The organism is Pseudomonas sp. Lb2C2 (assembly GCF_052112205.1).
Classification (GTDB): Bacteria; Pseudomonadota; Gammaproteobacteria; order Pseudomonadales; family Pseudomonadaceae; genus Aquipseudomonas; species Aquipseudomonas kilonensis.
In genome coordinates, this window is the sequence record NZ_JAUTYW010000007.1 from 236,613 (window position 1) to 262,203 (window position 25,591).

Below are 25,591 nucleotides of genomic sequence, written 5' to 3' on the forward strand. Positions count from 1 at the left end.
TTTTCCCCTCTCGATGGTTAACCACGCGCAATGACTGCACAACTTATCGACGGCAAATCGATCGCCGCCAGCCTGCGCCAGCAGATCGCCCAACGAGTCACCGAGCGCCGCGAGCAAGGCCTGCGCACGCCCGGCCTTGCGGTGATCCTGGTCGGCAGCGATCCTGCCTCTCAGGTTTATGTCTCGCACAAGCGTAAAGACTGTGAAGAGGTCGGCTTCCTTTCCCAGGCCTACGACCTGCCTTCCGAAACCACCCAGCAAGCGTTGGCCGATCTGATCGATCGCCTGAACGATGACCCGAACATCGACGGCGTTCTGCTCCAGCTGCCGCTGCCTGAACACCTCGACGCCTCCAAGCTGTTGGAGCGTATCCGCCCGGACAAAGACGTCGATGGCTTCCATCCTTATAACGTCGGTCGCCTGGCCCAACGTATCCCGCTGCTTCGTCCCTGCACCCCTAAAGGCATCATGACCCTGCTGGAAAGCACTGGCGTGGACCTGTATGGCCTCGACGCCGTAGTGGTGGGTGCCTCCAACATCGTTGGCCGTCCAATGGCCATGGAGCTGCTGCTGGCCGGCTGCACCGTGACCGTGACCCATCGCTTCACCAAGGACCTGGCCGGCCACGTCGGCCGTGCCGACCTGGTGGTGGTGGCCGCCGGCAAACCCGGCCTGGTACGGGGCGAGTGGATCAAGGAAGGTGCCATCGTCATCGACGTGGGCATCAACCGCCAGGAAGATGGCAAGCTGGTGGGCGACGTGGTCTACGAGACCGCCCTGCCCCGCGCTGGCTGGATCACGCCGGTACCCGGCGGCGTAGGCCCGATGACCCGCGCCTGCTTGCTGGAAAACACCTTGTACGCGGCTGAGACGCTGCATAGCTGACACACCGCTTCAATCCAGCCATAAACCCTGTGGGAGCGAGCTTGCTCGCGATAGCGGTGGACCGGCCAACATCCAAGTTGGCTGATACACCGCCATCGCGAGCAAGCTCGCTCCCACAGGTGTTTCTGGCGACCAGACATTGGCCGCCAGGCACCGATTGCTTAGGTGGCTAGCGCACATTACGAATTTTTCGGATTCGCCCCCCTCCCTTCATTAAACTTTATTTACTCACACCCCCTGGCGGTACAGGCATATAGCGCTGCTGTCGCCCATACTCCTAAAATGCGACGTTTTTTTTAAAAGTCGTTGCTCAACGGCACCTTCAACTCTATCGAGTCTACTCGCGTGAAAATCCGTCTTTCCATCATCAGCCTATTCATCGCTTTCACAGGCAGCTTTATCACGCAAAATGTCGTTGCACAGGAAACCATCGCGGCCCCTCGGGACACGACCAAGCTGCAAGTCGCCTCGGGCAGCGCGATGTTGCTGGACCTGCAGACGGATAAAGTCGTTTATTCGAGCAACCCGGACGTGGTGGTGCCCATCGCGTCGGTAACCAAGTTGATGACCGGCCTGATCGTGCTGGATGCCAAACAGAACCTGGATGAATACATTTCCATCACCATCGCCAACACCCCAGAGATGAAAGGCGTGTTTTCCCGGGTCAAGCTCAACAGCGAACTGTCGCGCCGAGATGTGCTGCTGATCGCCCTGATGTCTTCGGAAAACCGTGCCGCCGCCAGTCTCGCCCACCACTATCCAGGCGGCTACGCGGCGTTCATTGCCGCCATGAACGCCAAGGCGAAGGCGCTGGGCATGACCAGCACCCATTACGTCGAGCCAACGGGCCTGTCGATCCACAATGTCTCGACCGCCAGGGACCTGACCAAGCTGCTGATCGCTGCTCGCAAGTATCCAATGCTGAGCGAACTGAGCACCACCAAGGAAAAGACCGTTACCTTCCGCAAGCCGGTGTACAGCCTGGGCTTTCGCAACACTGATCACCTGGTCCACAAGGCCAACTGGGATATCCAGTTGACCAAGACCGGTTTCACTAACCAGGCTGGCCACTGCCTGGTGCTGGTGACGAAGATGGGCAATCGCCCGATGGCACTGGTGATCCTCGATGCGTTCGGCAAATACACGCACTTCGCCGATGCCAGCCGGATTCGTAGCTGGGTGGAAACCGGAAAAAGCGCCGCAGTGCCGGCGGTGGCCCTGCAATACAAGGCTGCCAAGAATCTCAAGAGCCGCCAGAGTGGTGTGGTGGAAGCCTCCAAATAATCCGCGAACCCTAAAAGGCCTGACTCGTCGTAATGCTGTTCACTTAGAAAAAGCGGCGCTTCTTTCAGAAATGGGAAGCGCCGTTTTTTTGGTTTTTTGCGGTACTTGTTTTGGTGTGTATATCCGTTTCTTCGGTAACGGCCGCTTATGGTTCCGCTTTTACAGCGGCTCACTTTTGAAAAGCGCAAAAGTAAGCAAAACGCTTTTGCCCCACCACTCGGTGCCTCGCCTAGGCTCGGCATGCCTGAACGAAGGCATTGCTCCGTGGGCCCGCCGCGAAGGGCCATCCATGGCCCAGCGCGACTAACCCGGCATCCATGCCGGGTTGCCCACTGCGCAATACCTTCGTTCAGCCAGCGTGGTTAACGGGGCGCCCGAGATCAACGTCCACAGCGAGGCGGCCTTATAGCCGACCTGGTTCTTGGTGGGACCGCGTTTTTCCTGTGGGAGCGGGCTTGCTCGCGAAGGCGGAGTGTCAGTTTGCGGTGATATTGGATGTGCCGACGTCATCGCGAGCAAGCTCGCTCCCACAGGTTTTGCGGTGTGTATGGGTTTTGTGTTCGCTGAAGATCCAATGTGGGAGCGAGCTTGCTCGCGATAGCGGTGGCTCAGCCACATAGATGCCGGCATGTGCTTGCTCTTGCCCTTGATCTGGACTTTGATCTGGACGCCCCGTTAAACCACGCTGGCCGAACGCAGGCATTGCGCAGTGGGCAACCCGGCATGGATGCCGGGTTAGCCGCGCTGGGCCATGGATGGCCCTTCGCGGCGGCCCACGGAGCAATGCCGGAGTGAGGGCACACCGAGCCTAGGCGAGGTGCCGAGTGGTGGGGCAAGAGCGTTTTGGTTACTTTTGCGCTTTTCAAAAGTGACCCGCTGTAAGAGCGGAACCATAAGTAGCCGTTACCTAAATAACGGATATACACACCAAACCAAGCCTCTCGGAACAAACAATGCCTAGACCTTCAGGTCACCCAGCGGATCATAAGGCTTGGGCTTGCGCTCCTCCTTCTTGTCCAGAGGCGCCTTGGCCGGCCCTACCGGATCGACCTGGGGATCCTCAAGGTCCGGCGAATCCGGATCAAACCCCAGGTCATCACCACTGGAGTGCTCTGACGAATGTGGCCCCGTAGGTGTTTTTGACTGTGCCATGCGTGCCTCCTCCAATCACGGTCGGAAAATGCCCAACCCTGACGATAAGAGCCTCAGGCCTGCCGGGTTGTGCCCGGCAAGTGACGAACGGGGTGAACGATCAATGCGCCGCTTCCAGGGTCTTGGTGGCCCGCGCCGCGGCTTGCTCCTGCCCCGCCCCAGCCAATTCGCCCGCCGCTTTGAGCCACCGCTGCGAGTCGACATTGGCCGGAAGCTGCGTGGGTCGCTGGACCAGCACCGCCCAGCCGCCCGCGCCGTTGAAGGCCGACTCGAACGCACTGAAGCTCATCAACTGCCGTCGGTTCATGCCTGCACGCAGCAATACCGTCTGCTTCTGACGGTTGTAGCCGGCGAGAATCGCATACCGAGGCTCGGCCCAGAACGCCGAACCGTCGGTATAGCGCACCAACACCGGATAGCCTGCCGCGACCTGCTCCAACAGCGCGGGCAGCTTGGCGTCGAGGGGATACACCAGCAACCCGTATTCGCGCGCCAGGGTTGGCATATTCTGCTGCAAACCGGCTTCGCCACCCGGCAGGTGCAGCGGTTTCTCCAGCAACCCCGGGGTGATCACCGTGCCTTGCAACGTCAGCAGCGCGGCCAGGGACTGCGGGGCTCCCTGGTACATTTCGCCGCGAAAGAACGGCACGCTGTTGAGCTCCACCCGCTCGGGCAGGCGCTGGATCTGCGGCGACACACTGCCCGCACACCCCACCAGGGCGACGAGGCAGGACACCGCCAGTACCAGTGATCGAAAAGATGAAATGGCCGGCGACATGATGACTCTCTTGTTCAGGTACCCGGCATCCGGGCCAGGCTTGGGTCGACGATCATAAGGTGCGCACAGCCCTGGGTATAGCCATAACAACAGTTTTACGAGCGCGATAGAACGAAGCGATCCGTGCCCAACCGCCACGGATCGACTACCTGCAACACTTGAGCGACTAGACTGTCCATGTATTAGATGAGTTATCCCGGACCGGGGATAAAAGGAGGCACAGATGAGCCTGACCACGACAATTCTGATGCTGATATTCGGCTGGCTGAGCGTAGCCATGGCCATGCTGTGGGGCGTGCTTCGGATCACTCGACGCCATCATCACGCGCCACCAGCGCCATCGGAAAAAGCCGCCAAACCCAGCCGACGCCACGCCGCCGCACACTGACCTCTCGCGTTCAAACCCATAGCTCTCAAATCCAAAAAAAAAGCCACCCGGGCCTGGACCCGGGTGGCTTCTGTCTGCCTGGCATCAGGCGTTGTCAGCCAATGCCCTTTCCTTGGCCCGACGGGACAACATGTTCAACACTTCGATCGCCGCCGAGAACGCCATGGCCGCGTAGATATAGCCCTTGGGCACATGGGCACCGAAACCCTCGGCGATCAGCGTCATGCCGATCATGATCAGGAAGCCCAGGGCCAGCATCACCACTGTCGGGTTGTCATTGATGAACTTGGCCAGCGGTTCGGCCGCCAACAGCATCACCAACACCGATACGACAACTGCGATGATCATGATCGGCAAGTGCTCGGTCATGCCCACGGCCGTGATGATGCTGTCGATGGAGAACACCAGGTCCAACATCAGGATCTGACCGATTGCCGCGGCAAAGCCCAGGGTCACGCCGGACGTGGCCGACTTGGGGTCATCCGGTGCTGGGTCCATGCTGTGGTGGATTTCAGTAGTCGCCTTCCACAGCAGGAACAGGCCACCGGCAATCAGGATCATGTCTTTCCAGGAGAACGCCTGACCCAGGATTTCGATGACCGGTTCGGTCAACTGCACAATGAAGGCAATGGTGCTCAACAAGCCCAGGCGCAGGATCAGCGCCATGCCGATACCGATCCGCCGCGCCTTGGCACGATGCTGTTGGGGCAGCTTGTTGGTCAGAATCGAAATGAAGATCAGGTTATCGATGCCAAGCACGATTTCCATCACGACCAGAGTCGCCAGGGCGATCCACGCGGTGGGGCTGGCGGCGAGCTGTAAAAGATAATCCATGGGTCAGTCCTGACTGATGTGACGCGTTAGATGGTTTTAGTAGGGGTTTGGGTTTCGTCGGCTTCGTCCGCTGGCTCTTTCTTCGGGCTGATCAAGCCGCCGGTGGCTTCGCTGATCGCCTGCTCGGCGGCCTTGTGGGTGTCGTCGATGGCCTGCTTGGCGGTTTCTGCAGCCTGCCCCATCAGTTGCTGGGCACTTTTTTCAGCCTGTTCACAGCCCGCCAGCGTCGTTGCGGACATCACCAACAGGGCTACAAGCCCCAGGGATTTGTATGTCATGGAATAAATGCCTCTTGAGAGAATAGAAGGTGCGCGAAAGTGGCCCGCCAATGGCCAGGCATTCTAGAGAGGCGAATAGTTCAGGAAAATTCGTATTTTCAGCGGTTATACTTCGGTTTTTACGAATATCGGTGAACCCATGCTCAACTACCGACAACTGCATTACTTCTGGGTGGTGGCCAAAACCGGCAGCATCGTGCGCGCCTGCGAGCAGTTGAACCTGACCCCACAGACCATCAGCGGGCAGATCTCCCTGTTCGAGCAGACCTATAACCTCAAGCTGTTTCGCCGCGTCGGACGGCAGTTGGAACTGACCGAGGCCGGCCGCCAGACCTTGCCCTACGCCGAACACATGTTCCAGTTGGGCGGTGAGCTGGAATTGATGCTGCGCGCCCAGCCCAACGAGCAGCAAACCCTGTTTCGGGTCGGGGTGGCGGATGTGGTGCCCAAATCCATCGTCTATCGGCTGCTGGCGCCGACCATGGAGTTGAACGAGCCGCTGCGCATCACCTGTCGCGAGGACAAGCTTGAACGGCTGCTGGCGGACCTGGCGATCCAGCGCCTGGACCTGGTGATTTCCGACAGCCCGATGCCGACTCACCTGGACATCAAGGGCTACAGCCAGAAGCTGGGGGAATGCGGGATCAGCTTTTTCGCCACTGCCGCGCTGGCCGAACGCTACGGGCAGGATTTCCCCCATGGCCTGCATGACGCTCCGTTGCTGATTCCCGGGCCGGAAACCGTGGTGCGCAGCCGCTTGCAGCGCTGGTTCGCCGAACAGCAGATCCAGCCGCGTATCGTCGGCGAGTTCGACGACAGCGCATTGATGCAGGCCTTCGGCCAATCAGGCAGCGGGATTTTCATCGGCCCGAGCGTGATCGCCGAAGAGGTCAAGCGCCAGTACGGCGTAGAAGTGATCGGCCAGACCGATGCGGTGAGCGAATCCTTCTACGCTATTTCCGTGGAGCGCAAGGTCAGCCACCCCGGCATCGTCGCGATCGCCGAAGGCGCCCGTCGCGAGTTGTTCAGCGCTTAGCAGGTGACGCGAGGTTTGAAAGTCATCAGGAGCAACGCCAGCAGGATCGATACGAAGATGAACCCAGCCGCCGCGAACCCGACACTGCCCAGGCCCAGGGTATCGATGACCCGGCCACCGACCATCGCCCCCAAGCCAATCCCCAGGTTGGCCCCGGCGATGTTCAACGATGCGGCAAAGGCAGGGGCCTGCGGGGCCGCCTTCATCAGCCGCACATGGCTGACCAGGAACAAGGCCGCCTGGGTCACCCCCCAGATGCCCATCGCCGCCGCGAGCGCGAGGGGCGAATGAATGCTCGGCACCAACGCCACCATGCCGCCGATCAGGAACAGGCAGAAAACCATCGATGCGATCAACGGATGCCGGTCCACCGCCCGGCCGCCCAGGGAGTTGCCCAGCAGTCCGACGGCGCCAAAGCCCATCAGGCACCAGCCCACCAGGGTGCCATCGAATCCGGCAAGGCGCTCAAGGATATCCGCCAGATAGGTGTAGGCAGTGAACATGCCGCTGAACACCAGGATCGACAACAACACGTGCCCTTGCATCAACGGGCTGCGCAGGATCTTGAATTGCGAACGAAAGCTCACCTGATGCTGGTGCAGGTTGGTTTTCGGCAAGTAGATAAACAGCAGCAACGCCTTGGCAAAAGCAATGACCGCCAGGATCGCGAACGCGCTGCGCCAGCCAAACGCATCGGAAATCAACGTACCCACGGGAATGCCAAACACCGTGGCACAGACAATACCGAAGCCGATCCGGGCAATGGCTCGCCCGGCCAACTGTGGCCCGACAATGTCCACCGCCGTTTCACTGGCCAGCGCCCAGAACACCGGCAGGCCCAGGGCCGGTATCAATCGGGCAATGGCCATCACCCAGATATTGGGCGCGACCGTGGCGAGCATGTTGGCCAGGCCGAACATCACCAGCACGCTGATAAACAACTTGCGCCGCTCGAAGCGGGCGAACCAGGCCGTCAGGAATGGCCCGAACGCCGCCACCGTAAACGCGAACAACGTCACCAGCAGCCCGGCCTGGGGGATGCTGACGTGCAGGTCGCGGGCGATAGAGGGCAACAGGCCAACGATGACGAATTCCGTGGTCAGCACGGTAAAACCGGCGGCCGACAACAGGAAAATGGGTAACAACATGTAGAACTCCAACAAAACGACGACACCAGCGCGAGTGGCCTGTGTAGTCAGTTCGTTAGTTCAAGTTCGGATGACAGGAGTCCATAGCCAAGGCGCTGCGACGAGTCATAGCCCGCTATGGCGAGGAGCAGCAACGCAGGATATGGGCTTCTGGCGCCGAACTTGACTAACAGAACTGACCATACAGGCCACTAAAGGCCCGCTGGCGGAAAGAAAGTGAGAACGACAAAGCCTAACAGAATGCGCGCGTCATACAAACGCACACCATGGCCCAGATAAGGGTGACGGACTGTCACAGGTCCGTCAGTTTTTTTACCGGCTGTGCTAAAGTCCGCGGCCTGCAAACGCCGTACTTTCTCACGGTCCGCTCATGTGGCCTGCCCGCTTGTTGCCCTGACTCGTCGACCGTCGCACACAATAAAATCAGAGATGCCGCTATGACAGCTTCGTCCGTTACCCCTATGCAACGCCTCAAACGCACCAGCCTGGTGACGCAAATCATCATCGGCCTGATCGCTGGTATTGTCCTGGCATGGCTGGCGCCCGATGTGGCGAAGTCCACCGCATTCATCGGTAAGGTCTTCGTGTCCGCGCTCAAGGCCGTGGCGCCGATCCTGGTGTTCGTGCTGGTCATGGCGTCGATTGCCAACCACAAGCATGGCCAGGAAACCCATATCCGGCCGATTCTGTTCCTCTACCTGCTGGGCACTTTCGCCGCAGCGGTGGTCGCGGTGGTTGCCAGTACGCTGTTTCCCTCCAGCTTGGTGCTGACGACACATGATGTCGCCGTTACTGCACCCGGCGGCATCGGCGAGGTGCTACAGGGCCTGTTACTGAGCGTGGTGGACAACCCGGTCCGGGCGCTGATGGACGGTAACTTCATCGGCATCCTGGCCTGGGCCATCGGCATGGGCATCGCCATTCGCCATGCTGGCCAGACCACCCGCACCGTGCTCGAAGATCTGTCCAACGGCGTGACCGTGATCGTGCGCCTGGTGATCCGCTTCGCCCCACTGGGGATCTTCGGCCTGGTGGCCTCGACCCTGGCAACCTCCGGTTTCGGCGCCCTGCTCGGCTACCTGCACCTGCTCACCGTACTGATCGGCTGCATGCTGTTCGTGGCGTTGGTGGTCAACCCGCTCATCGTGTTCTGGAAGCTGCGTCGCAACCCCTACCCGCTGGTGTTCACCTGCCTGCGCGAGAGCGGCATCACGGCGTTTTTCACACGTAGCTCGGCGGCGAATATTCCGGTGAACCTGGAACTGAGCAAACGCCTGGGCCTGCACGAAGACACCTATTCGGTGTCGATCCCACTGGGCGCGACCATCAACATGGCGGGCGCTGCCATTACCATCACCGTACTGACACTGGCGGCCGTGCATACCCTGGGTATCGCGGTGGATATACCAACGGCGGTGCTGCTGAGCGTTGTCGCGGCCATTTGCGCCTGCGGCGCATCTGGAGTGGCCGGCGGTTCGCTGTTGCTGATTCCCCTGGCGTGCAGCCTGTTTGGCATTCCCAGCGAAATCGCCATGCAAGTGGTTGCGGTGGGCTTCATCATCGGTGTCCTGCAGGACTCGGCGGAGACGGCGCTGAACTCGTCAACGGATGTGCTGTTCACAGCGGCGGCGTGCCTGGGTGAGGAAGAGAAGCTCGCGCGTACGGCGTAACAGTTGCGGTGGCTGTTCGGTCACCACAAAAAAGCCCGGGAACGGCCCACACCGTCCCGGGCTTTTTCATGCCGGCGGGGTTAGAACGCGCCCATGTAGTCGCGCTTGCCCACTTCCACGCCATTGTGGCGCAGCAAGGCGTAGGTGGTGGTGACGTGGAAGAAGAACTGCGGCAGGCCGTATGTCAGCAGGTAGTTCTGGCCGCTGAAGCGCTTTTCCTTCGGCGTACCCGGACGGGTGACGATTTCGATGCCTTCCTTGCCATCGATCTGCTCAGGGTTGATGCCGTCGATAAAGGCCAGGACCTTGGCGATCAAGGCTTGCAGCTCGGCGAAGGTGGTCTCGCTGTCCTCATACTTCGGCACTTCGATCTCGGCCAGGCGGGCGGACACACCTTTGGCGAAGTCCACCGCGATCTGCACCTGGCGCACCAGCGGGAACATGTCCGGGTACAGACGGGCTTGCAGGAAGGCGTTAGGGTCGATGTTCTTCGCGGTGGCGTGAGCTTCTGCCTTGTTCAGAACGTCGCTCAACGCGTTGAGCATCTGCTTGAAAACCGGGACGGAAGCGGCGTACAGGGAAATAGTCATGGCGATCTCATGCAGGTGGCAGGAAAGAATGAATCAAACGGCTGCGATTATAGCCACGGCTTGTTGCACAGCTTGTCTTTTATTGCGCAAGGATTAGGCTAGGCGGCTTCCACAGCATAGGGAACGCGCGATGAGCATCGAAGAACAACAGCAGGCTGAAGAACCGCGGCTCAATAGCACGGAAATCCGCATCCTCGGCGCGCTGGTCGAGAAACAGGCCACCAACCCCGAAACCTACCCGCTGACCCTCAACGCCCTGGTACTGGCCTGCAACCAGAAAACCAGCCGCGAACCGGTGATGAACCTCAACCCGGGCCAGGTCGGCCAGAGCCTGCGGGCACTGGAAAGTCGCGGTTTTACCAAGCTGGTGATGGGCAGCCGCGCCGACCGCTGGGAACATCGCGTCGACAAAGCCCTGGAGCTGGTACCGGCCCAAGTGGTCTTGATGGGCCTGCTGTTTCTGCGTGGCCCGCAAACGGTCAATGAGCTGCTGACCCGCAGCGGACGGATGCACGACTTCGAAGACGCCGAACAAGTCGTGCACCAGCTGGAACGCCTGATCGCCCGTGGGCTGGCGCTGCTGGTGCCACGCCAGGCCGGCCAGCGCGAAGACCGCTATGTGCACGCCATGGGCGATCCGGCGGACATCGAAGCGATTCTCGCCGCCCGCCAGCACCCGGTAGAGCGCGGTGCTGGCGGCGCTGTCTCACTGGAGCGCATCGAAGAACTCGAAGCGCGGATCGCGGCGCTGGAAGAACGCCTGGCACGACTGGAATAGCAGCGTCTACGCCGACCGGGCGAAGGCCACGGCTTTTTCAAATTGCTCCAGGTTGGGCCGCACGCCGGTGTACAGCACGAACTGTTCCAGGGCCTGGATCGCAATGACTTCCAGCCCGGTGATGACCCGCTTGCCTTCGGCCCGGGCACGCACGATCAGGGGCGTTTCCGACGGGATCGCCACGACATCGAACACGGTCTCGGCCGTAGCGATGGTCTCGGGCTCAAACGCCAACTGGTCGGCCTCCGGGCCGCCGGTCATGCCGATCGGCGTGACATTGATCAGCATCTGTGGCCGCCGGGTACCGAGTTCAGCTTGCCACTCATACCCCAGGGACTCGGCCAGGGCTCGCCCGGCGGCTTCATTGCGGGCAACGATCAGTCCGTTCTTGTAACCCCCATCGCGCAAGGCACTGGCCACAGCCTTGGCCATGCCGCCGCTGCCGCGCAAGGCAAAGTTCGAGTCCTTGGGCACCGCGTGGCTTTGCAACAACTGGGCGATGGCGATGTAATCGGTGTTGTAGGCCTTCAGATGGCCGTTGGTATTGACGATGGTGTTGATGGACTGGATCGCCGCGGCAGAAGGATCCAGCTCGTCCACCAGGGCTATGCAGGCTTCCTTGAACGGCATCGACACACCGCATCCACGAATGCCCAGGGCACGGATACCGCCCACCGCTCCAGGCAGGTCCTGGCTACTGAACGCCTTGTAATAGAAATTCAGGCCCAATTGTTCATACAGGTGATTATGAAACCGCAGGCCGAAGTTTCCGGGACGCCCCGATAGCGACATGCACAGTTGGGTGTCTTTGTTGGGATTGATCTGCATGCGTGTCTCCTTGCAATTCACTTTCGGACAGACGGAATCACCGCTGCGAAAGGTTTTATTCGATGATGATACCGCCAGCCCCAGCCCGGTCTCAGGCCCCCGGATGACGCGGCGCGGTAAAGAAAAGCGCTACAGACCTTACACAATATTTACCCAACAGCGTCGCAAATCCTGAGAAAATCGCTGTCATAGCAAGTATCCCCGCGACTCTCATCGGGTCTGTTGCAGACCACAGGCGTCGGGGCCGAAACGAGGAACAGCCATGAATCGTAAACTTCCCATCATCGCCCTGCTCCTGGGGGCACTCGCGGTCACCGGCCAGGCATCCGCCAACGGTCGTGGTGGTTGGGAGGGGCCCGCAGTGTTTGGCGCAATCGTCGGTTCGGCCATCATCGGCTCGGCCATCATCAACCGTGATCGACCTGTGTATGTGCAGCAACCGGTCTATGTCCAGCCACAGCCGGTCTACTACCAGGCACCACCACCGGTCTACTACCAGCCGCAGCCGGTGTATGTAGAGCGACCGATCTACTATCGCCCAGCGCCGGTTTATTACGGGCCACCACGGGGCTACTACTATGGCCCGCCTCGTGGTCATTACGGTCGCTGGTAATCAGCCTCCCGGGTGGCACAAAAAAGCCTGTGATCGATGATCACAGGCTTTTTCATGTCCACTAGATAACCCCTGTGGCGAGGGAGCTTGCTCCCGCTGGGCTGCGCAGCAGTCCTAAAACAGGGCCGCTTCGCGTCCAGCGGGAGCAAGCTCCCTCGCCACAGGGAATTGTCAGACGTGCTCACTGCTTTTCAGACGGACCGGCGCATGCTCCGCGGGCTCGTGAACAGACTCCGCCACCACCGGGATCTCATTGCCATCGCAATCATGCAGCTTGCCATCGCTGAAGTAATCACCTTCACGCAGCGCCGCCAGGTCCTGATAGCGCAACACCCGCTCGGTGCCGGCGGCAAAAACCGACTGCTGGTCGGAGTTACCCGCGGTGAAGTGGTTGAACGCCAGGTTCAGCGCGATCGCCATGATTGCCGAAGAACTGATGCCCGAATGAAAGATGGTCGCGAACCAGCTCGGGAAATGGTCATAGAAATTCGGAGCAGCGATAGGAATCATGCCAAAACCAATGGAAGTGGCGACGATGATCAGGTTGACGTTGTTGCGATAGTCGACTTTGGACAGCGTGCGGATGCCACTGGCAGCCACGGTGCCAAACAGCACGATACCGGCACCGCCCAGTACCGAGGTCGGCACCGCCGCGATCACCCGGCCCATGAACGGCAGCAGGCCGAGCACCACCAGGAACACCCCGCCGGTCGCCACCACGAAACGGCTCTTGATCCCGGTCACCGCCACCAGCCCGACGTTCTGGGCAAAGGCACTCTGGGTGAAGGAGCCAAAGATCGGCGCGATCATGCTCGACAGCATGTCAGCCCGCAAGCCGTTGCCCAGGCGCCTGGAGTCGACTTTGGTGTCGATGATCTCGCCCACGGCCAGGATGTCGGCGGAGGTTTCCACCAGGGTCACCATGATCACAATGCACATCGACAGGATCGCGGCGATGTGGAAGGTCGGCATGCCGAAATGGAACGGTGTCGGAAAGCCGAACATCGGGCCTTGGCTGACCGATGAAAAGTCCGCCATGCCGAGGAACACGGCGATGACGGTACCAATGACCATCGCCAGCAGAATCGATAACCGCGAGATGGTTGCGCTGCCCATTTTGCTCAGCAATAGCACCAGCACCAGGGTCACCGCGGCCAGGCCGATGTTGGCCATGCTGCCGAAATCAGCGGCGTGACTGTTGCCCCCCATCGCCCAACGCGCCGCCACCGGCATCAAGGTCAGGCCGATGGTGGTGATCACGATGCCGGTTACCAGTGGCGGAAAGAACCGGGTGATGCGCGAAAACACTGGGGTAATCAGCAAACCAATCAGGGACGCGGCGATCACCGCGCCAAGGATGGCTTGAAAGCCGCCTTCCCCGCCGCTGCCGACAATCGCCACCATGGTCGCGACGCCCGAGAACGATACGCCCTGCACCAAGGGCAGTTGGCAGCCGAAAAACGGCAGGCCGAGGGTTTGCAGCAACGTTGCCAAGCCCCCCGCGAACAATGACGCGGCAATCAACAAGCCGATGTCCGCGGGCGAGAGCCCGGCCGCCTGGCCGATGATCAACGGCACGGCGACGATGCCACCGTACATGGTCAACACATGTTGCAGGCCGTAAGCCATATTCGCGCCGACGCCAAGGTTTTCGTCCTCGGGCCGTGGGAGTGAAACATGGGGCGTTTTCATGGTTCGGGGGTTCCCTGTTTTTTGTTATGGGCACACTGTATTCAAAACTCAGGACAAATGTCCATAGAGTTGTATACAACTTGTTGCCATACACAGGAACAGACTCCCCCGGCCAACAGCCTTTTTTACGGCTGAAGCAACCCCACGATCGCCGGCCGCAACAGCTCGCGCGGCGGTACGCGCAGGCCAAACTCTTGTTCCAGCAAGTCGATCAACTCATCGGCATCGGTGATCAACCGGCGTTCGCTCTCCTGCCCGATCCGGTGCACGGCATAGCTGTTGCCGTTCAGGGTCTTGCGCAGCCCATCGCCGGTACGCGCGACCATCAACCGCCCCATGAACGGGGATTCCGGGTGGTTGCTGACGTACCAATTGCCGAGGGTGTAGTCGATGTCTTCCTGGCGCTGCAGATCGAACAGGTACATCGGCCGCCATTCGTCGGCAACGTTGGCGCGCAACAGATAGCCGTCCGCATGGGTGTCGATGCGGTACGGCTCATGGGGCGTGACTTGTGCCTCACGGCTGTCCAGCAGCAGCGGCGCGGTGGGCACCATGCCACCAAAGCCGACGTCGGTGATGTAGCGCACACCGTCGAACGTCACCAGGCTCAGCCGGTGGGTCCGTGCCGCCCAGGTGCCTTCAGGCGCGTTCATCACCACGCGCCCGGTGATGCCACGGGCTTCGAAACCCAGCTCCAGCAACAACGCCAGGAACAATTGGTTGAGTTCATAGCAATAGCCGCCGCGCCCTTGTTCGAACACTTTTCGCTCCACCGACTCAAGGTCGATGGACACGGGTTGACGCAGCAACGTCGACAGGGTTTCAAAGGGGAACTCGGCAGTATGGCGCCCTTGCAGTTGACGCAACGTGTCGAGGGTCGGCGCTGGAGGCGCATCGAAACCCAGGCGCCGCAGATAGCGAGCCGTATCGCTCAGTTGGGGATGACTCATGAGGGGTGTCCTTTTCCGGGGTCGGCGCAGCGCTCACGACAAGCGCACTGTTATTGGGCGCCAGATATAAGGCATTCCCCTCACCGAGACAACAATCGACCGGGGCACCTCGCCGGGTCACCGCCGCTTGCGTGAAGCCAGGCGGATCCAGGTGGGGGCATGGTCGCTGGGGTGGGGTTGGTTCCGGACCCAGGCGTCCACGCCGGCCTCGCTCAGGTAGGCGCTGGCCACCGGGTTGAGCAGCAGGTGATCGATGCGCAGCCCGGAGTTCTTCTGCCAATGCTGACGGAAATAATCCCAGAAAGTGTAGATCCGCTCGTCCGGATACAGGTGGCGCAACGAATCGGTCCAGCCCTGGTCCAGCAGTCGCTGGTAGCACGCGCGGCTTTCTGGCTGCAGCAGCGCATCCTTGAGCCAGGAGCGCGGGTTGTAGATGTCCATGTCGGTGGGCACCACATTGTAGTCACCGGCCAGCACCACGGGATGATCGCTGGCCTGCAACCCTTGGGCGTATTCGATGAGCCGTTCGAACCAGGCCAGCTTGTAGTCGAACTTCGGACCCGGTTGCGGGTTGCCGTTGGGCAGGTACAGGCAGCCCACCAGCACGCCATGCACCGCCGCCTCCAGATAGCGACTGTGGCTGTCGTCATCCCCGCCGGGCAGGCCTCGGCGGCTCTCCAGCGGCTGCGCGTCACGGGCCAGGATCGCGACACCGTTCCAGGACGCCTGCCCCTGCCAGATCGCCCCATACCCGACCGACTCCAGCTCCGCCGCCGGGAAATCCTTGTCCACGGCCTTGAGCTCCTGCAAACAGGCAATGTCGGGTTTTTCCCGCTCCAGCCATTCCAGCAGGTTGGGCAGCCGGGCCCGGATGCCATTGATGTTGAAGGTCGCGATCCGAAGGTTTTTCATAGGGCAGCACTCGAAATACCCTAGCTGTGACCGACAACACGTAGCAATGGTTGCAACAGGTCTTCAGGAACCCGGTGAGCCATTATCGAGATTCCAACCGATCTCAACGATCCGAGCGCGCCAGCGTGTCGAGCCCACCTTCCGTCGATAACACCGCCACCCGGTTGCGGCCGCTGTGCTTGGCCTGGTAAAGCGCCGCATCGGCCCGCTGGATGAAGACTTCGATGCTGTCCAGGCTGCTGGGCACAAAGGCATAGCAGCCCAGGCTTACCGTGAGGTAGCCGGTCGGAGACCCGGAATGGGTGATGTGCTTGTCGATGACGCTGCGGCGGATCTGCTCGGCCAATGCCATGGCCCCCGACAGATTGGTGTCGGGCAACAGGACCGCGAACTCTTCGCCACCATAACGCACCGCCAGATCGGCCTTGCGATGGCAGCAGCTCTTGAGCACCTTGGCCACTTCCGCCAGGCAATGATCCCCGGCCACGTGCCCATAGGCGTCGTTGTAGCGCTTGAAGAAATCGATATCGAGCATGATCAGGCTCAAGGGGCTACGCTGACGAGCGCCCCGGCCGAACTCGATGTCCAGGGCCCGTTCGAACAGCCGCCGGTTCGCCAGCCCGGTGAGGCTGTCATGGGTGGCAATCAGTTCCAACGCTTCCTGAGCCTTGCGCAAGTCCGCCTCGATCCGTTCGCTGGTACGGACCTGGCGCACGAATACCCAGCCGAACAAGCAAATGCCCAACACCACCAGGCCCACGATGAGGCTGGATTGGAAAGCCCGGTCATGCCAGCCCGCCAGGATCGCGCCTTCGGACATCGCGGCGGTGACCACCAGCGGATAAGCCTGCAGATGTTGGTGCCCATACAGCCTGACGACACCATCGATGGTCGAACGGATGAGTACATCGCCAGACATCCCGCCGGCCAGGGCATGGTTGTAAATATTTTCCTGGGCCAGCGGGTGACCGATCCGCCCCTCATCGAAGGGACGACGGGCCAAGAGCGTCCCGTCAGACAAAGCCAGGGCCATCTCGCCTTGATCATCCAGATTGAAGCTTTTGAAGAATCGATCGAAGTACGACATTTTGATGCCGGCCATCAACACGCCTTGGAAGTTGCCATCCTGATCATTCAAGCGCCGGGAAACCGGAATGATCCAGCCGCCGTTTTGTCGGCTGCGGATTGCCGGGCCGATATGGGCGACCAGGGAGGCATTCTCTTGGTGGAAAACGAAGTACTCTCGATCCGCCACCCCAGCACCCCGGTGCAGGTTTTCAAAGGAGGTCACCACCCAGTGACCGTGCTTGTCGAACAGGAACAGACCATGCAATTGCTCAAGCGATTGCACACGTCGGGCAAAGGTTTGCTGCAAGCGTGGCTGTACGGCGGGACCGTAGCCGTCTACTTGGATCCAATCTGCCAGGCTGGCCAATACCAAATCAGCCTGGAGGAAGGTGTCCTGCGCCTGCTGGGCCATGGCCCGGGTAAGGGTCGCCGAAGCGACGCGGGCCGACTCCAGGTCGTGGCTGCGCGACTGCTCCAGTTGCAGATAAAGCAAACCGCACAGGCACAGGCACACCGCCGCGATAAACGAAACCGCAGCCTTGAGCAACGGCAGGCGCTTCAAGGCACCGCCAGGGACATGGAAAGGATCGAGAATGGAGATAGGCAAGCGAATTCCTGAAGAGGGCAAAACATGAGCGAATTCGCTCAAAGCCCCCAATATTCGTGAGCTTAGCCTACCGCTTGTGAGGCGGCAATTTGCCTGTGCAGCAGAGCCGATGGGTGGCTGCAGTGGATCCAAAAACCCGCCTGCCAGCCGATAAAAATGCCCTCTTCAGAACGAAGAAATTCCCCGTGGCGAGGGGATTTATCCCCGCTGGGCTGCGCAGCAGCCCTAAAGCAGTGAACTCAATCTTCTGGCACACCGAGTTGCCTGGTTTTTTGGGGGCCGCTGCGCAGCCCGACGGGGATAAATCCCCTCGCCACGGGTCAGATTGCGGCTCTCACCGTACCGGCGGCACCCGGATCTCCCCGGCCCGGCATTGTGTCCTGACGCCCCTGCCACACGCGGCGAACGCCAGGTCCTTGTCCATGCACACCCGCACTTCCGACAGTTGCGGCCCGCTGCAAATCACCGCAATGCCGTCGGGCGCAATGCCTGGATTGCTTTGGCGGAACAGCCGGATGATTTCATCAGCCTCGAAATAATACGAGGAATTGAGCGGTTGCAGCTGCGATGGGATTTTCACCGCGCCCAAGGCTTTGTCGGCAACCTCCAGGTAACCCATGGCGCTCAGGCCACTGCAAGTGCCGTGCTTGGACCATTCATGCGCCATCAACTTGCGGGTGGGAAACAAGGTCAGGCCCTTCTGCTGCTCAGCCGCCGTCAACGGCACCTGAGGCGCACAGGATTGCGGCCAGCCGCCCCGGGTGTATTGCGGCCAGAGGCCATGGAGCACAAAGCCGTAGCCCTTGCCGGAACACTGCGCATCCTTCTGGTGAGTCAGGCAGAACGTCGGCGACCAGGACAGCGCCAGCAAATAGTAATCGAACACTCCGGCCACGGATTGCGCCCGTGCATTGCCGGATTCGCGGGCATTGGCCGCGCCCATGGAACCCAGTGTCAGTACGATCAGCACGACAATGGCAAGACGTTGTTTCATTGACCCACTCCTTGGGGCGATTGTGCGAAAGCAGGATGATCGGGCGATGATTGTTTCAACCTTGTGTTTCAAATCTCTGAAGGGCTGTTTTTTTTACAAGCAATCCTTGCCGGGGGCTATCTAAATTGCGTAACGCCCCATAACGTAGATCGCCTTTGACTTTTACGTGCCCCGTCACCCATGAGCAAACCGATCCGAACCGATGACGAAAAGCCCCTGACCCGCCCCGACGCCGTCAGCCTGCGCGTGGCCTTCTGGTTCTGGCTCAAACTGGGCTTCATCAGTTTCGGCGGCCCTGCGGGGCAGATCTCGATCATGCACCAGGAGTTGGTGGAGCGCCGACGCTGGATTTCCGAACGACGCTTCCTGCATGCCCTTAACTACTGCATGTTGCTGCCGGGCCCCGAGGCCCAGCAACTGGCCACCTACCTGGGCTGGCTGATGCATCGAAGCTGGGGCGGGGTGATCGCCGGGGCACTGTTCGTGCTGCCTTCGTTGTTCATTCTCATCGCGTTGTCGTGGCTGTACGTCGCCTTTGGCGAAGTGCCGATAGTGGCGGGCATTTTCTATGGCATCAAGCCGGCCGTCACGGCAATCGTGGCACATGCCGCCCACCGGATCGGCTCCCGCGCACTCAAGAACAACTGGCTGTGGGCGATCGCTGCGGCGTCGTTCACCGCGATATTTGCCTTTGATCTCCCCTTCCCACTGATCGTGCTGAGTGCGGCGGTCATCGGTTATTTCGGCGGCCGCTGGGCACCGGAAAAATTCAGCCTGGGCGGTCACGCTACCCAGCACCAATCCTTCGGCCCCGCCTTGATCGACGACGACACGCCGCCCCCGGACCACGTTCGATTCAGCGCCTTCAGGCTCGCCCGGCTGGCGATCATCGGTGCCCTGTTGTGGGCGTTGCCAATGGGCCTGCTGACCGCGGTGTTCGGCTGGGAAGGCACGCTGACGCAAATGGCCTGGTTCTTCACCAAGGCCGCATTGCTGACGTTCGGCGGCGCCTATGCAGTGTTACCCTACGTGTACCAGGGTGCCGTCGGACACTTCGGCTGGCTGACGCCGACACAAATGATCGATGGCCTGGCCCTGGGCGAAACCACGCCCGGGCCGCTGATCATGGTCGTGGCCTTCGTCGGTTTCGTCGGAGGCTACGTGATGCAGGTGTTCGGTCCCGAACAAGCCTTTCTCGCCGGGGCCGTCGCGGCCACGCTGGTGACCTGGTTCACGTTCCTGCCCTCGTTCCTGTTCATCCTGGCCGGCGGCCCGCTGGTGGAATCGACGCACAACGTGCTGAAATTCACCGCGCCGCTGACCGCGATTACCGCGGCGGTGGTCGGGGTGATCCTCAACCTGGCGTGCTTCTTTGGTTACCACGTACTCTGGCCCAACGGTTTTGCAGGTGCCCTGGACTGGCCGTCGGCAATCATCGCAATCGCGGCGGCCATTGCGCTGTTTCGCTACAGGCTGGGGGTAATCCAGGTATTGCTGGCGTGCGGGCTGGCTGGGCTGGCGGTGCACTTGCTGCGCTAGACGAGGCGTTTGCTCAGGTACGTCGCCGAAGCCGGGCACAAGGTTTTGAATTGGGCCGTCGCACCGATCGAAGCAGGCGCCAGCGAGCGGTCCCGCGCCTGATAGCCCTGGCCGGTAAAAAACGCGGCGGCGCTGTCAGTCAGCAGATGGAGCTGCTCTACACCCTCACGTTTCGCAAACGCCTCGATAGCGGCCAACACCGCCGCGCCAGTGCCCTTCCCCCGCTGCCCCTCGAGGACAACCAGCGAACGCAGCAACCGGTCAGCCCCCTCCCCCTCGATGCCACCAAACGCCACAACAACATCTTGGTGGCTGAAGCTGAAGAACTGTCGACCGGGATACGCCAGATCGTCCACGGGAAGACCGGCCTGGGTGAGCGCATCGCGCAACGGTCCCAGGTCGTTATTGCTCAGTGCTCTCATGTGCATGACTTGCTCCTCGTAAATTGTTCCGGTGATCGTCATCGCACTGAAACTCAACAACCCACCACCCCATGACCCAGCGCAAATGAACACCCCAGCCCATCAGCTAAGCTCAACCTATCATCACGACAGGGAATCGACATGAGCAAGGCAGACGAGCTAGCGGCCAAACTGAGGAAAACCCAGCAAACCCGCGCGGATACCGACAACTGCGCCGATCTGGCGATCGAGCACTGGCCCGCCCAGGTCTACGAACTGTATCGCCAGATCGAAACCTGGCTGGCGCCCGTATGCGAGGCGGGCCTGGATATTCGGCGCAACCCCACCCACGTATTTGAAAGTCATTCCAGCGGCTCGACGTACAACTACGCCATCGATCAACTGGTGATCGAAGGCAATCATCAGCGCATTTCATTCGACCCGATTGCGCGTTTCTCGTCCAAGGGCGAGGGCTGCATTGAAGTCCATATGAAGGGGCAGGAACACTGCATCGTGCGCTCACTCGGCGAACATGGTGAATCGCTCTGGCATATCCAGGCCCTGCGCCAGACCGGGCAACCGCGTCTTGAACCGACCATGCTGGACGAGGACGCCTTGCTCGCGCTGGTAGAGCAAGGCCTGGGGCTTTAACGCAAATGGGCGACCCTTGAGGTCGCCCTTTCAACTGTCTTTGGCTTTGCGTCCGCGCGAGGTCACCTTCACAGGCACGCTGTTGCCATATTCCGTCCACCAGGCCGTCAGCGCTTCCATCGTCGGCCCAAGCCCTCGGGCCTTTTGCGTAATTTCGTACTCCACACGCGGGGGCACTTCTGCGAACACCGTGCGAGACACCAGCCCATCTCTTTCCAGTTCGCGCAGTTGCGCCGTCAACATGTGTTGCGTGATGCCGGGAATGGCCTTTCGCAGTTCCCCAAAGCGGTAGATCCGCTGATTGAGCAACCACATGATTTCCAATTTCCACTTGCCCGAGAGCAGCGCGAATGCGCGACGCATTTGCTCGTGCATGTTGATGCTGGCGTGCTCATTAGTCTGGTTTTCCATACTAACCATCACTTTTTCATCCTTCTTGTGGGCTTTCATGTTAGGCGACATTCTCGCCCCTTGTCGATTCAACCCAGCCCACTCAGGAAGAACCTCATGATTGAACACTACCTCTACTGGATCAGTACCGCGGCGTTGGCCCTGCTTTACCTGGCATCCGCAACGCTGTACGTCACCAAGAAGGCATGGGTCGGCCAGGCGCTGGCCGACCTCGGTTACCCCAGCTACCTGATACCGATGCTCACCGTCCTGAAAGTCCTCGGGGTGGTCGCCATCCTGTCGCGCGCCAGCGTGGCACTCAGCGACCTGGCCTATGCGGGCATGCTCTATCACCTGCTGTTGTCGGCGTCCGCGCACCTGGGTGTGCGCAAGCCGCGCGGCGCTCTTCCGGCAGCGATAGGCATCGTGTTGCTGATCGCTTCCTTCCTGACCCAAAACGCCGCCCGCGAAGCTCCGTCGCCTTATGCGCCAGGCATGGCGCAGCACCAAGTCATCCTCGACTGACGGATATTTATCTCAACCCACCGTGCTGTAGGGCGTTGCTTGCGTAGTCGATGAAGATTCCCGGAGCGCTGACCGAGCGGCCAGCACCGTAAGAACAGCGGCAACGCCCAACACCGCCGCACTGGTTTCGAAGGTCGCGCGATAGCCACTCAGGTCGAACAGAAGGCCGCCCACTGTCGCGCCCGCGGCGATGGCGAGCTGGACGATCGCCACCATCAGGCCGCCGCCGGCTTCGGCATCTTCCGGCAGTGTTCGCGAAAGCCAGGTCCACCAACCTACGGGCGCCGCTGTGGCCACCAGGCCCCAGAGGCCGAGCAGGAGGGTCGCGATCAAGACCGACCCGCCGTACCCCACCAGGGCAATGGCAATCGCGGCCATCAACAGCGGGATGACGATGAGCGTCCGATAGAGATTGTTCTTCAAACAGGCCCCGATCAGAAAGGTGCCCGACAGCCCCGCCACACCGATCACCAGCAACATGAAGGACAGCATGGAAACGCTCACCTGCGTCACCGTTTCAAGGAACGGTCGCAGGTAGGTGAACAACATGAACTGGCCCATGAAAAATGTGCTGACCGCCAGCATACCCAGTGCGACCGGTGCCCGGGTCATCAACTTGAAGACATTGGTGCTGCCCTGCTTCGCCTGCGAAGGCATGGAGGGCAGGCGTAACAGCAGCCAGACCAGGGCGATGGCGGCGACGGGCACGATGCAGAAAAACGCGCCACGCCAACCGATGATCGCCCCCAGGAAACTGCCCAGCGGCGCAGCGATCACCGTCGCCAAGGCATTGCCGCCATTGACGATGGCCAGTGCCTGCGGAACCTGATCGTCCGGCACAAGCCGCATGGCGGTGGCCGCCGACAACGACCAGAAGCCGCCAATCGCCACGCCGATCAACGCGCGACCGAGCATGAATACCGGGTAATTCGGCGCGAACGCCGCCACGGTGCCGGAAACGATCATCAGCAAGGTCAGCCCCAGGAGAAGCCATTTTCGATCGACCCGGGCGGCAATCGATGCGATGAACAGGCTGGTGATCAGGGCAAAGGCGCCAGAGACGGCAATGCCTTGTCCGGCCTGCCCTTCGCTGACGTGAAGATCGGCCGCTACCGGCGTCAGCAAGCTGACCGGCATGAACTCCGAGGCAACGAGCACGAATGCGGCGAGGGCCATGGCAAGTACAGCGCCCCAGGCGGGCTGGACTTGTGGCGATGAGTTATCTGTCATTGGAGGACAATCCTGTGTTTCTTTGATGGATCTGTGGGCAGATTGACGGCGGCACATTCAACATCACTGTCTCAGGCAGCCCCCTTTCGCGAGCAACCCGTTGGCGCGTCTATCAGCCGACCAAAGTCGCGTTATCGATCACGAAGCGATACTTCACATCGCCCTTGAGCATGCGCTCGTAGGACGCGTTGATCTGCTCGGCCCGGACCAGTTCGATGTCGGCGACGATGCCGTGCTCTGCGCAGAAATCGAGCATCTCCTGGGTCTCGGGGATGCCGCCGATCATCGACCCGGCGAGGGTGCGCCGCTTCATGATCAGGTTGAAGACATTCGGCGAAGGATGCGGGGTTGCCGGGGCGCCTACCAGGGCCATCGTGCCGTCGCGCTTGAGCTGCACCAGCAATGCATCGAGGTCATGAGGAGCCGCCACGGTATTGAGGATGAAATCGAAGCTCTTGGTGTGCGCGGCCATTTCTTCGGTATTGCGCGACACGACAACCTCGTCGGCCCCCAACTGCCTGGCATCCTCACGCTTGGACTCGGACGTGGTGAACGCCACGACATGAGCCCCCATCGCATGGGCCAGCTTGATGCCCATGTGACCCAGGCCACCAATGCCAACCACACCCACCTTCTTGCCCGGCCCGACGTTCCAGTGGCGCAGCGGCGAATAGGTGGTGATGCCCGCGCAAAGCAGCGGCGCGACGGCGGCAAGCTGGGCTTCGGGGTGACGAATGCGCAACACATAGCGCTCATGCACCACGATGTTTTGCGAATAGCCACCCAGCGTCCAACCGGGTTCATCCGGGGTGGGGAAGTTGTAGGTCCCGATCATCCCGTCACAATAGTTTTCCAGGCCGCTGTCGCAGTCGTCACAGTGCTTGCAGCTGTCGACGATGCAGCCAACGCCGACCAGGTCGCCAGTCTTGAAGCCGGACACATGGGCGCCGACCGCCGCGACCCGACCGACGATTTCGTGGCCCGGCACGCAAGGGAACTGGGTACCCGCCCACTCGGCACGCACCTGGTGCAGGTCCGAATGGCAGATACCACAAAAAGCGATGTCGATCTGGACGTCGTGGGCGCCCGGCGTGCGACGAGTGATCTGCAGGGGTTCAAGGGGCTTGTCGCCCGCGTGAGCGCCATAGGCTTGTACACGCATCAGAAGACTCCTTGCTGGATTGAATGAGGTTGTATCTTCAGGGCTCAGCCCGGCCGGCAGGTAGTGCATTACGCTGAGATACTTGCCTGATCCTATGAGTGCTTCTATTGCGTATAGGCAGCGCTTCGCTTGGCGAGTTAATGTTCTGCCTATAGCGCTTGAGCTCAGATGACACCCGGACCCGACATGGCCATTCAACGCAGATCCGTACAAGAGACTCTGGCCGCCATCATTGGCACCCGGACCCCACGCGCGGGCGACTTTGAAACGCCCATCGCCGGCCTCGTCTTCTTCCGGCGCGACGCCCCGGCGCCGCCGGTGATTTGCATGATCGAACCGAGCATCGTGCTGGTGGCCCAAGGCGAGAAGCAGGTCTGGATCGGTGGCGAAGCCTATGGCTACGACACCGGGCGGTTCCTCATGACCTCCCTGGACATCCCGGCCAATTCCGAAGTGCTGCAGGCCAGCCCGGAACAGCCCTGCCTGGGCCTGGTCCTGAGGCTCGACTTGCGCATGGTGGCCGATCTGATCGCCCAAGGCAGCCTGTCGCCGCCGCGTGATCGAGCAGTCGGGATCGGCGCGGGAATCGGCACCGCAACGCCGGACCTGCTGGAACCGTTCGCGCGCCTGCTGGCGTTGTTGGATGAGCCCGAAGCGATTCCCATCCTGGCGCCGTTGATCCAGCGCGAGATTCACTACCGGCTGCTGCTCAGCGACCAGGCCGCCCGACTGCGGCAGATCGTTTCGGTCGATAGCCAGGGCTACCGGATCGCCAAGGCCATCGACTGGTTGAAATTGAACTACACCGAACCCGTGCGCGTAGACGACCTCGCGGCGCGGGTGCAAATGAGTGCGCCGACGTTTCACCACCACTTCCGTCAGCTCACGGCGATGAGCCCGCTGCAATACCAGAAGTGGCTGCGGTTGAACGAAGCAAAACGCTTGATGCTCAACGAACACGTGGACGTGGCGAGTGCGGCTTTCAAGGTGGGCTATGAAAGCCCTTCCCAATTCAGCCGCGAATACGCCCGCTTGTTTGGCGTGCCGCCCAAGCGGGACATTGCGGCGTTGCGTGGGCCGGCCAACCACACCAAGGCGGTTTGATAGATTCAGCTTTGACTCATTGTGGCCTGACTCATTGTGGCCTGACTCATTGTGGCGAGGGAGCTTGCTCCCGCTGGGCTGCGTAGCAGCCCCTTTTTGTGAGC

The 25,591-nt window shown here is 60.8% G+C and carries 27 protein-coding genes; 11 read left to right on the forward strand and 16 right to left on the reverse strand.

Features of this window, described 5'->3' with window-relative positions; translation table 11 throughout:
• Nucleotides 1–30 precede the first annotated feature (30 nt).
• On the forward strand, nucleotides 31–885 hold the full coding sequence (gene folD / locus Q7F16_RS22145; protein WP_014339305.1) for a bifunctional methylenetetrahydrofolate dehydrogenase/methenyltetrahydrofolate cyclohydrolase FolD: 855 nt from the start codon (nucleotides 31–33) through the stop codon (nucleotides 883–885).
• Between the two features lie 345 nt (nucleotides 886–1,230).
• Nucleotides 1,231–2,169, forward strand: coding sequence for a D-alanyl-D-alanine endopeptidase (gene pbpG / locus Q7F16_RS22150; protein ID WP_046064752.1), 939 nt, complete (start codon nucleotides 1,231–1,233; stop codon nucleotides 2,167–2,169).
• Between the two features lie 957 nt (nucleotides 2,170–3,126).
• Here the strand turns inward: pbpG and Q7F16_RS22155 are convergent.
• Complete coding sequence (locus Q7F16_RS22155; protein ID WP_014339307.1) at nucleotides 3,127–3,321, reverse strand: DUF6021 family protein; 195 nt, start codon at nucleotides 3,319–3,321, stop codon at nucleotides 3,127–3,129.
• Between the two features lie 100 nt (nucleotides 3,322–3,421).
• Nucleotides 3,422–4,099 (reverse strand): lipoprotein, encoded by a 678-nt coding sequence (locus Q7F16_RS22160; RefSeq protein ID WP_046064751.1) that lies wholly within the window; start codon nucleotides 4,097–4,099, stop codon nucleotides 3,422–3,424.
• Nucleotides 4,100–4,322: 223 nt separating this feature from the next.
• On the opposite strand from Q7F16_RS22160, the gene Q7F16_RS22165 reads away from it, so the two are divergent.
• Entirely contained in the window at nucleotides 4,323–4,487 is a 165-nt protein-coding gene (locus tag Q7F16_RS22165; RefSeq protein WP_172898919.1) for a hypothetical protein, read from the forward strand.
• Between the two features lie 84 nt (nucleotides 4,488–4,571).
• On the opposite strand, the gene Q7F16_RS22170 is transcribed toward Q7F16_RS22165, so the two are convergent.
• Nucleotides 4,572–5,321, reverse strand: coding sequence for a TerC family protein (locus Q7F16_RS22170; protein WP_014339310.1), 750 nt, complete (start codon nucleotides 5,319–5,321; stop codon nucleotides 4,572–4,574).
• A gap of 26 nt (nucleotides 5,322–5,347) precedes the next feature.
• On the reverse strand, nucleotides 5,348–5,599 hold the full coding sequence (locus tag Q7F16_RS22175; RefSeq protein ID WP_046064750.1) for a hypothetical protein: 252 nt from the start codon (nucleotides 5,597–5,599) through the stop codon (nucleotides 5,348–5,350).
• Nucleotides 5,600–5,738: 139 nt separating this feature from the next.
• Between Q7F16_RS22175 and nhaR the strand changes: the two genes are divergently transcribed.
• Nucleotides 5,739–6,635 (forward strand): transcriptional activator NhaR, encoded by an 897-nt coding sequence (nhaR, locus tag Q7F16_RS22180; RefSeq protein WP_014339312.1) that lies wholly within the window; start codon nucleotides 5,739–5,741, stop codon nucleotides 6,633–6,635.
• On the opposite strand, the gene Q7F16_RS22185 is transcribed toward nhaR, so the two are convergent.
• On the reverse strand, nucleotides 6,632–7,783 hold the full coding sequence (locus Q7F16_RS22185) for an MFS transporter (RefSeq protein WP_409556762.1): 1,152 nt from the start codon (nucleotides 7,781–7,783) through the stop codon (nucleotides 6,632–6,634). The two genes, nhaR and Q7F16_RS22185, sit on opposite strands and share 4 nt — an antisense overlap.
• Before the next feature lie 437 nt (nucleotides 7,784–8,220).
• Here Q7F16_RS22185 and sstT point away from each other — a divergent pair, with 437 nt between their 5' ends.
• Nucleotides 8,221–9,453, forward strand: coding sequence for a serine/threonine transporter SstT (gene sstT, locus Q7F16_RS22190; protein WP_041476045.1), 1,233 nt, complete (start codon nucleotides 8,221–8,223; stop codon nucleotides 9,451–9,453).
• A gap of 80 nt (nucleotides 9,454–9,533) precedes the next feature.
• Here the strand turns inward: sstT and Q7F16_RS22195 are convergent, their stop codons facing one another.
• Nucleotides 9,534–10,043 carry a DUF1993 domain-containing protein gene (locus Q7F16_RS22195; RefSeq protein WP_409556761.1) on the reverse strand — a complete coding sequence of 170 codons (510 nt, stop codon included), beginning with the start codon at nucleotides 10,041–10,043 and terminating at the stop codon, nucleotides 9,534–9,536.
• A gap of 130 nt (nucleotides 10,044–10,173) precedes the next feature.
• Between Q7F16_RS22195 and Q7F16_RS22200 the strand changes: the two genes are divergently transcribed.
• The gene (locus tag Q7F16_RS22200; RefSeq protein WP_409556760.1) at nucleotides 10,174–10,821 is read left to right on the forward strand and encodes a YceH family protein; all 648 of its coding nucleotides are present in this window, start codon (nucleotides 10,174–10,176) and stop codon (nucleotides 10,819–10,821) included.
• A 6-nt stretch (nucleotides 10,822–10,827) separates the two neighbouring features.
• Here Q7F16_RS22200 and Q7F16_RS22205 read toward each other — a convergent pair whose 3' ends face one another.
• Nucleotides 10,828–11,649: a shikimate 5-dehydrogenase gene (locus tag Q7F16_RS22205; RefSeq protein ID WP_014339317.1), complete on the reverse strand. Its 822-nt coding sequence runs from the start codon at nucleotides 11,647–11,649 to the stop codon at nucleotides 10,828–10,830.
• Nucleotides 11,650–11,911: 262 nt separating this feature from the next.
• Between Q7F16_RS22205 and Q7F16_RS22210 the strand changes: the two genes are divergently transcribed.
• On the forward strand, nucleotides 11,912–12,262 hold the full coding sequence (locus tag Q7F16_RS22210) for a hypothetical protein (RefSeq protein ID WP_014339318.1): 351 nt from the start codon (nucleotides 11,912–11,914) through the stop codon (nucleotides 12,260–12,262).
• Between the two features lie 171 nt (nucleotides 12,263–12,433).
• On the opposite strand, the gene Q7F16_RS22215 is transcribed toward Q7F16_RS22210, so the two are convergent.
• The 5 genes from Q7F16_RS22215 to Q7F16_RS22235 all read right to left on the reverse strand — a co-directional run bounded on the left by Q7F16_RS22215 (nucleotide 12,434) and on the right by Q7F16_RS22235 (nucleotide 18,485).
• Nucleotides 12,434–13,954: a nucleobase:cation symporter-2 family protein gene (locus tag Q7F16_RS22215; RefSeq protein WP_014339319.1), complete on the reverse strand. Its 1,521-nt coding sequence runs from the start codon at nucleotides 13,952–13,954 to the stop codon at nucleotides 12,434–12,436.
• 125 nt (nucleotides 13,955–14,079) lie between these two features.
• Nucleotides 14,080–14,904 carry an arylamine N-acetyltransferase family protein gene (locus Q7F16_RS22220; RefSeq protein ID WP_409556759.1) on the reverse strand — a complete coding sequence of 275 codons (825 nt, stop codon included), beginning with the start codon at nucleotides 14,902–14,904 and terminating at the stop codon, nucleotides 14,080–14,082.
• Between the two features lie 117 nt (nucleotides 14,905–15,021).
• On the reverse strand, nucleotides 15,022–15,816 hold the full coding sequence (xth, locus tag Q7F16_RS22225) for an exodeoxyribonuclease III (protein WP_046064744.1): 795 nt from the start codon (nucleotides 15,814–15,816) through the stop codon (nucleotides 15,022–15,024).
• A gap of 103 nt (nucleotides 15,817–15,919) precedes the next feature.
• Nucleotides 15,920–17,491, reverse strand: a complete 1,572-nt coding sequence (locus tag Q7F16_RS22230; RefSeq protein ID WP_409556758.1) for a sensor domain-containing diguanylate cyclase — start codon at nucleotides 17,489–17,491, stop codon at nucleotides 15,920–15,922.
• A 334-nt stretch (nucleotides 17,492–17,825) separates the two neighbouring features.
• Complete coding sequence (locus tag Q7F16_RS22235; RefSeq protein ID WP_095962917.1) at nucleotides 17,826–18,485, reverse strand: ribonuclease T2 family protein; 660 nt, start codon at nucleotides 18,483–18,485, stop codon at nucleotides 17,826–17,828.
• Between the two features lie 180 nt (nucleotides 18,486–18,665).
• Between Q7F16_RS22235 and chrA the strand changes: the two genes are divergently transcribed.
• Nucleotides 18,666–20,024: a chromate efflux transporter gene (gene chrA, locus Q7F16_RS22240; RefSeq protein WP_409556757.1), complete on the forward strand. Its 1,359-nt coding sequence runs from the start codon at nucleotides 18,666–18,668 to the stop codon at nucleotides 20,022–20,024.
• On the opposite strand, the gene arsN2 is transcribed toward chrA, so the two are convergent.
• Nucleotides 20,021–20,452, reverse strand: a complete 432-nt coding sequence (arsN2, locus tag Q7F16_RS22245) for an arsenic resistance N-acetyltransferase ArsN2 (RefSeq protein WP_409556756.1) — start codon at nucleotides 20,450–20,452, stop codon at nucleotides 20,021–20,023. The two genes, chrA and arsN2, sit on opposite strands and share 4 nt — an antisense overlap.
• A 135-nt stretch (nucleotides 20,453–20,587) precedes the next feature.
• Between arsN2 and Q7F16_RS22250 the strand changes: the two genes are divergently transcribed.
• Complete coding sequence (locus Q7F16_RS22250) at nucleotides 20,588–21,076, forward strand: hypothetical protein (RefSeq protein ID WP_046064740.1); 489 nt, start codon at nucleotides 20,588–20,590, stop codon at nucleotides 21,074–21,076.
• 30 nt (nucleotides 21,077–21,106) lie between these two features.
• On the opposite strand, the gene Q7F16_RS22255 is transcribed toward Q7F16_RS22250, so the two are convergent.
• Nucleotides 21,107–21,496 carry a winged helix-turn-helix transcriptional regulator gene (locus tag Q7F16_RS22255; protein ID WP_409556845.1) on the reverse strand — a complete coding sequence of 130 codons (390 nt, stop codon included), beginning with the start codon at nucleotides 21,494–21,496 and terminating at the stop codon, nucleotides 21,107–21,109.
• An 87-nt stretch (nucleotides 21,497–21,583) separates the two neighbouring features.
• Here Q7F16_RS22255 and Q7F16_RS22260 point away from each other — a divergent pair, with 87 nt between their 5' ends.
• Nucleotides 21,584–21,991, forward strand: coding sequence for a DoxX family protein (locus Q7F16_RS22260; protein WP_095974897.1), 408 nt, complete (start codon nucleotides 21,584–21,586; stop codon nucleotides 21,989–21,991).
• 12 nt (nucleotides 21,992–22,003) lie between these two features.
• Here Q7F16_RS22260 and Q7F16_RS22265 read toward each other — a convergent pair whose 3' ends face one another.
• Entirely contained in the window at nucleotides 22,004–23,221 is a 1,218-nt protein-coding gene (locus Q7F16_RS22265) for an MFS transporter (RefSeq protein WP_409556755.1), read from the reverse strand.
• A gap of 112 nt (nucleotides 23,222–23,333) precedes the next feature.
• On the reverse strand, nucleotides 23,334–24,383 hold the full coding sequence (locus tag Q7F16_RS22270) for an NAD(P)-dependent alcohol dehydrogenase (protein ID WP_409556754.1): 1,050 nt from the start codon (nucleotides 24,381–24,383) through the stop codon (nucleotides 23,334–23,336).
• A 186-nt stretch (nucleotides 24,384–24,569) separates the two neighbouring features.
• Between Q7F16_RS22270 and Q7F16_RS22275 the strand changes: the two genes are divergently transcribed.
• Entirely contained in the window at nucleotides 24,570–25,487 is a 918-nt protein-coding gene (locus Q7F16_RS22275; protein ID WP_046064735.1) for an AraC family transcriptional regulator, read from the forward strand.
• Nucleotides 25,488–25,591: the final 104 nt, after the last annotated feature.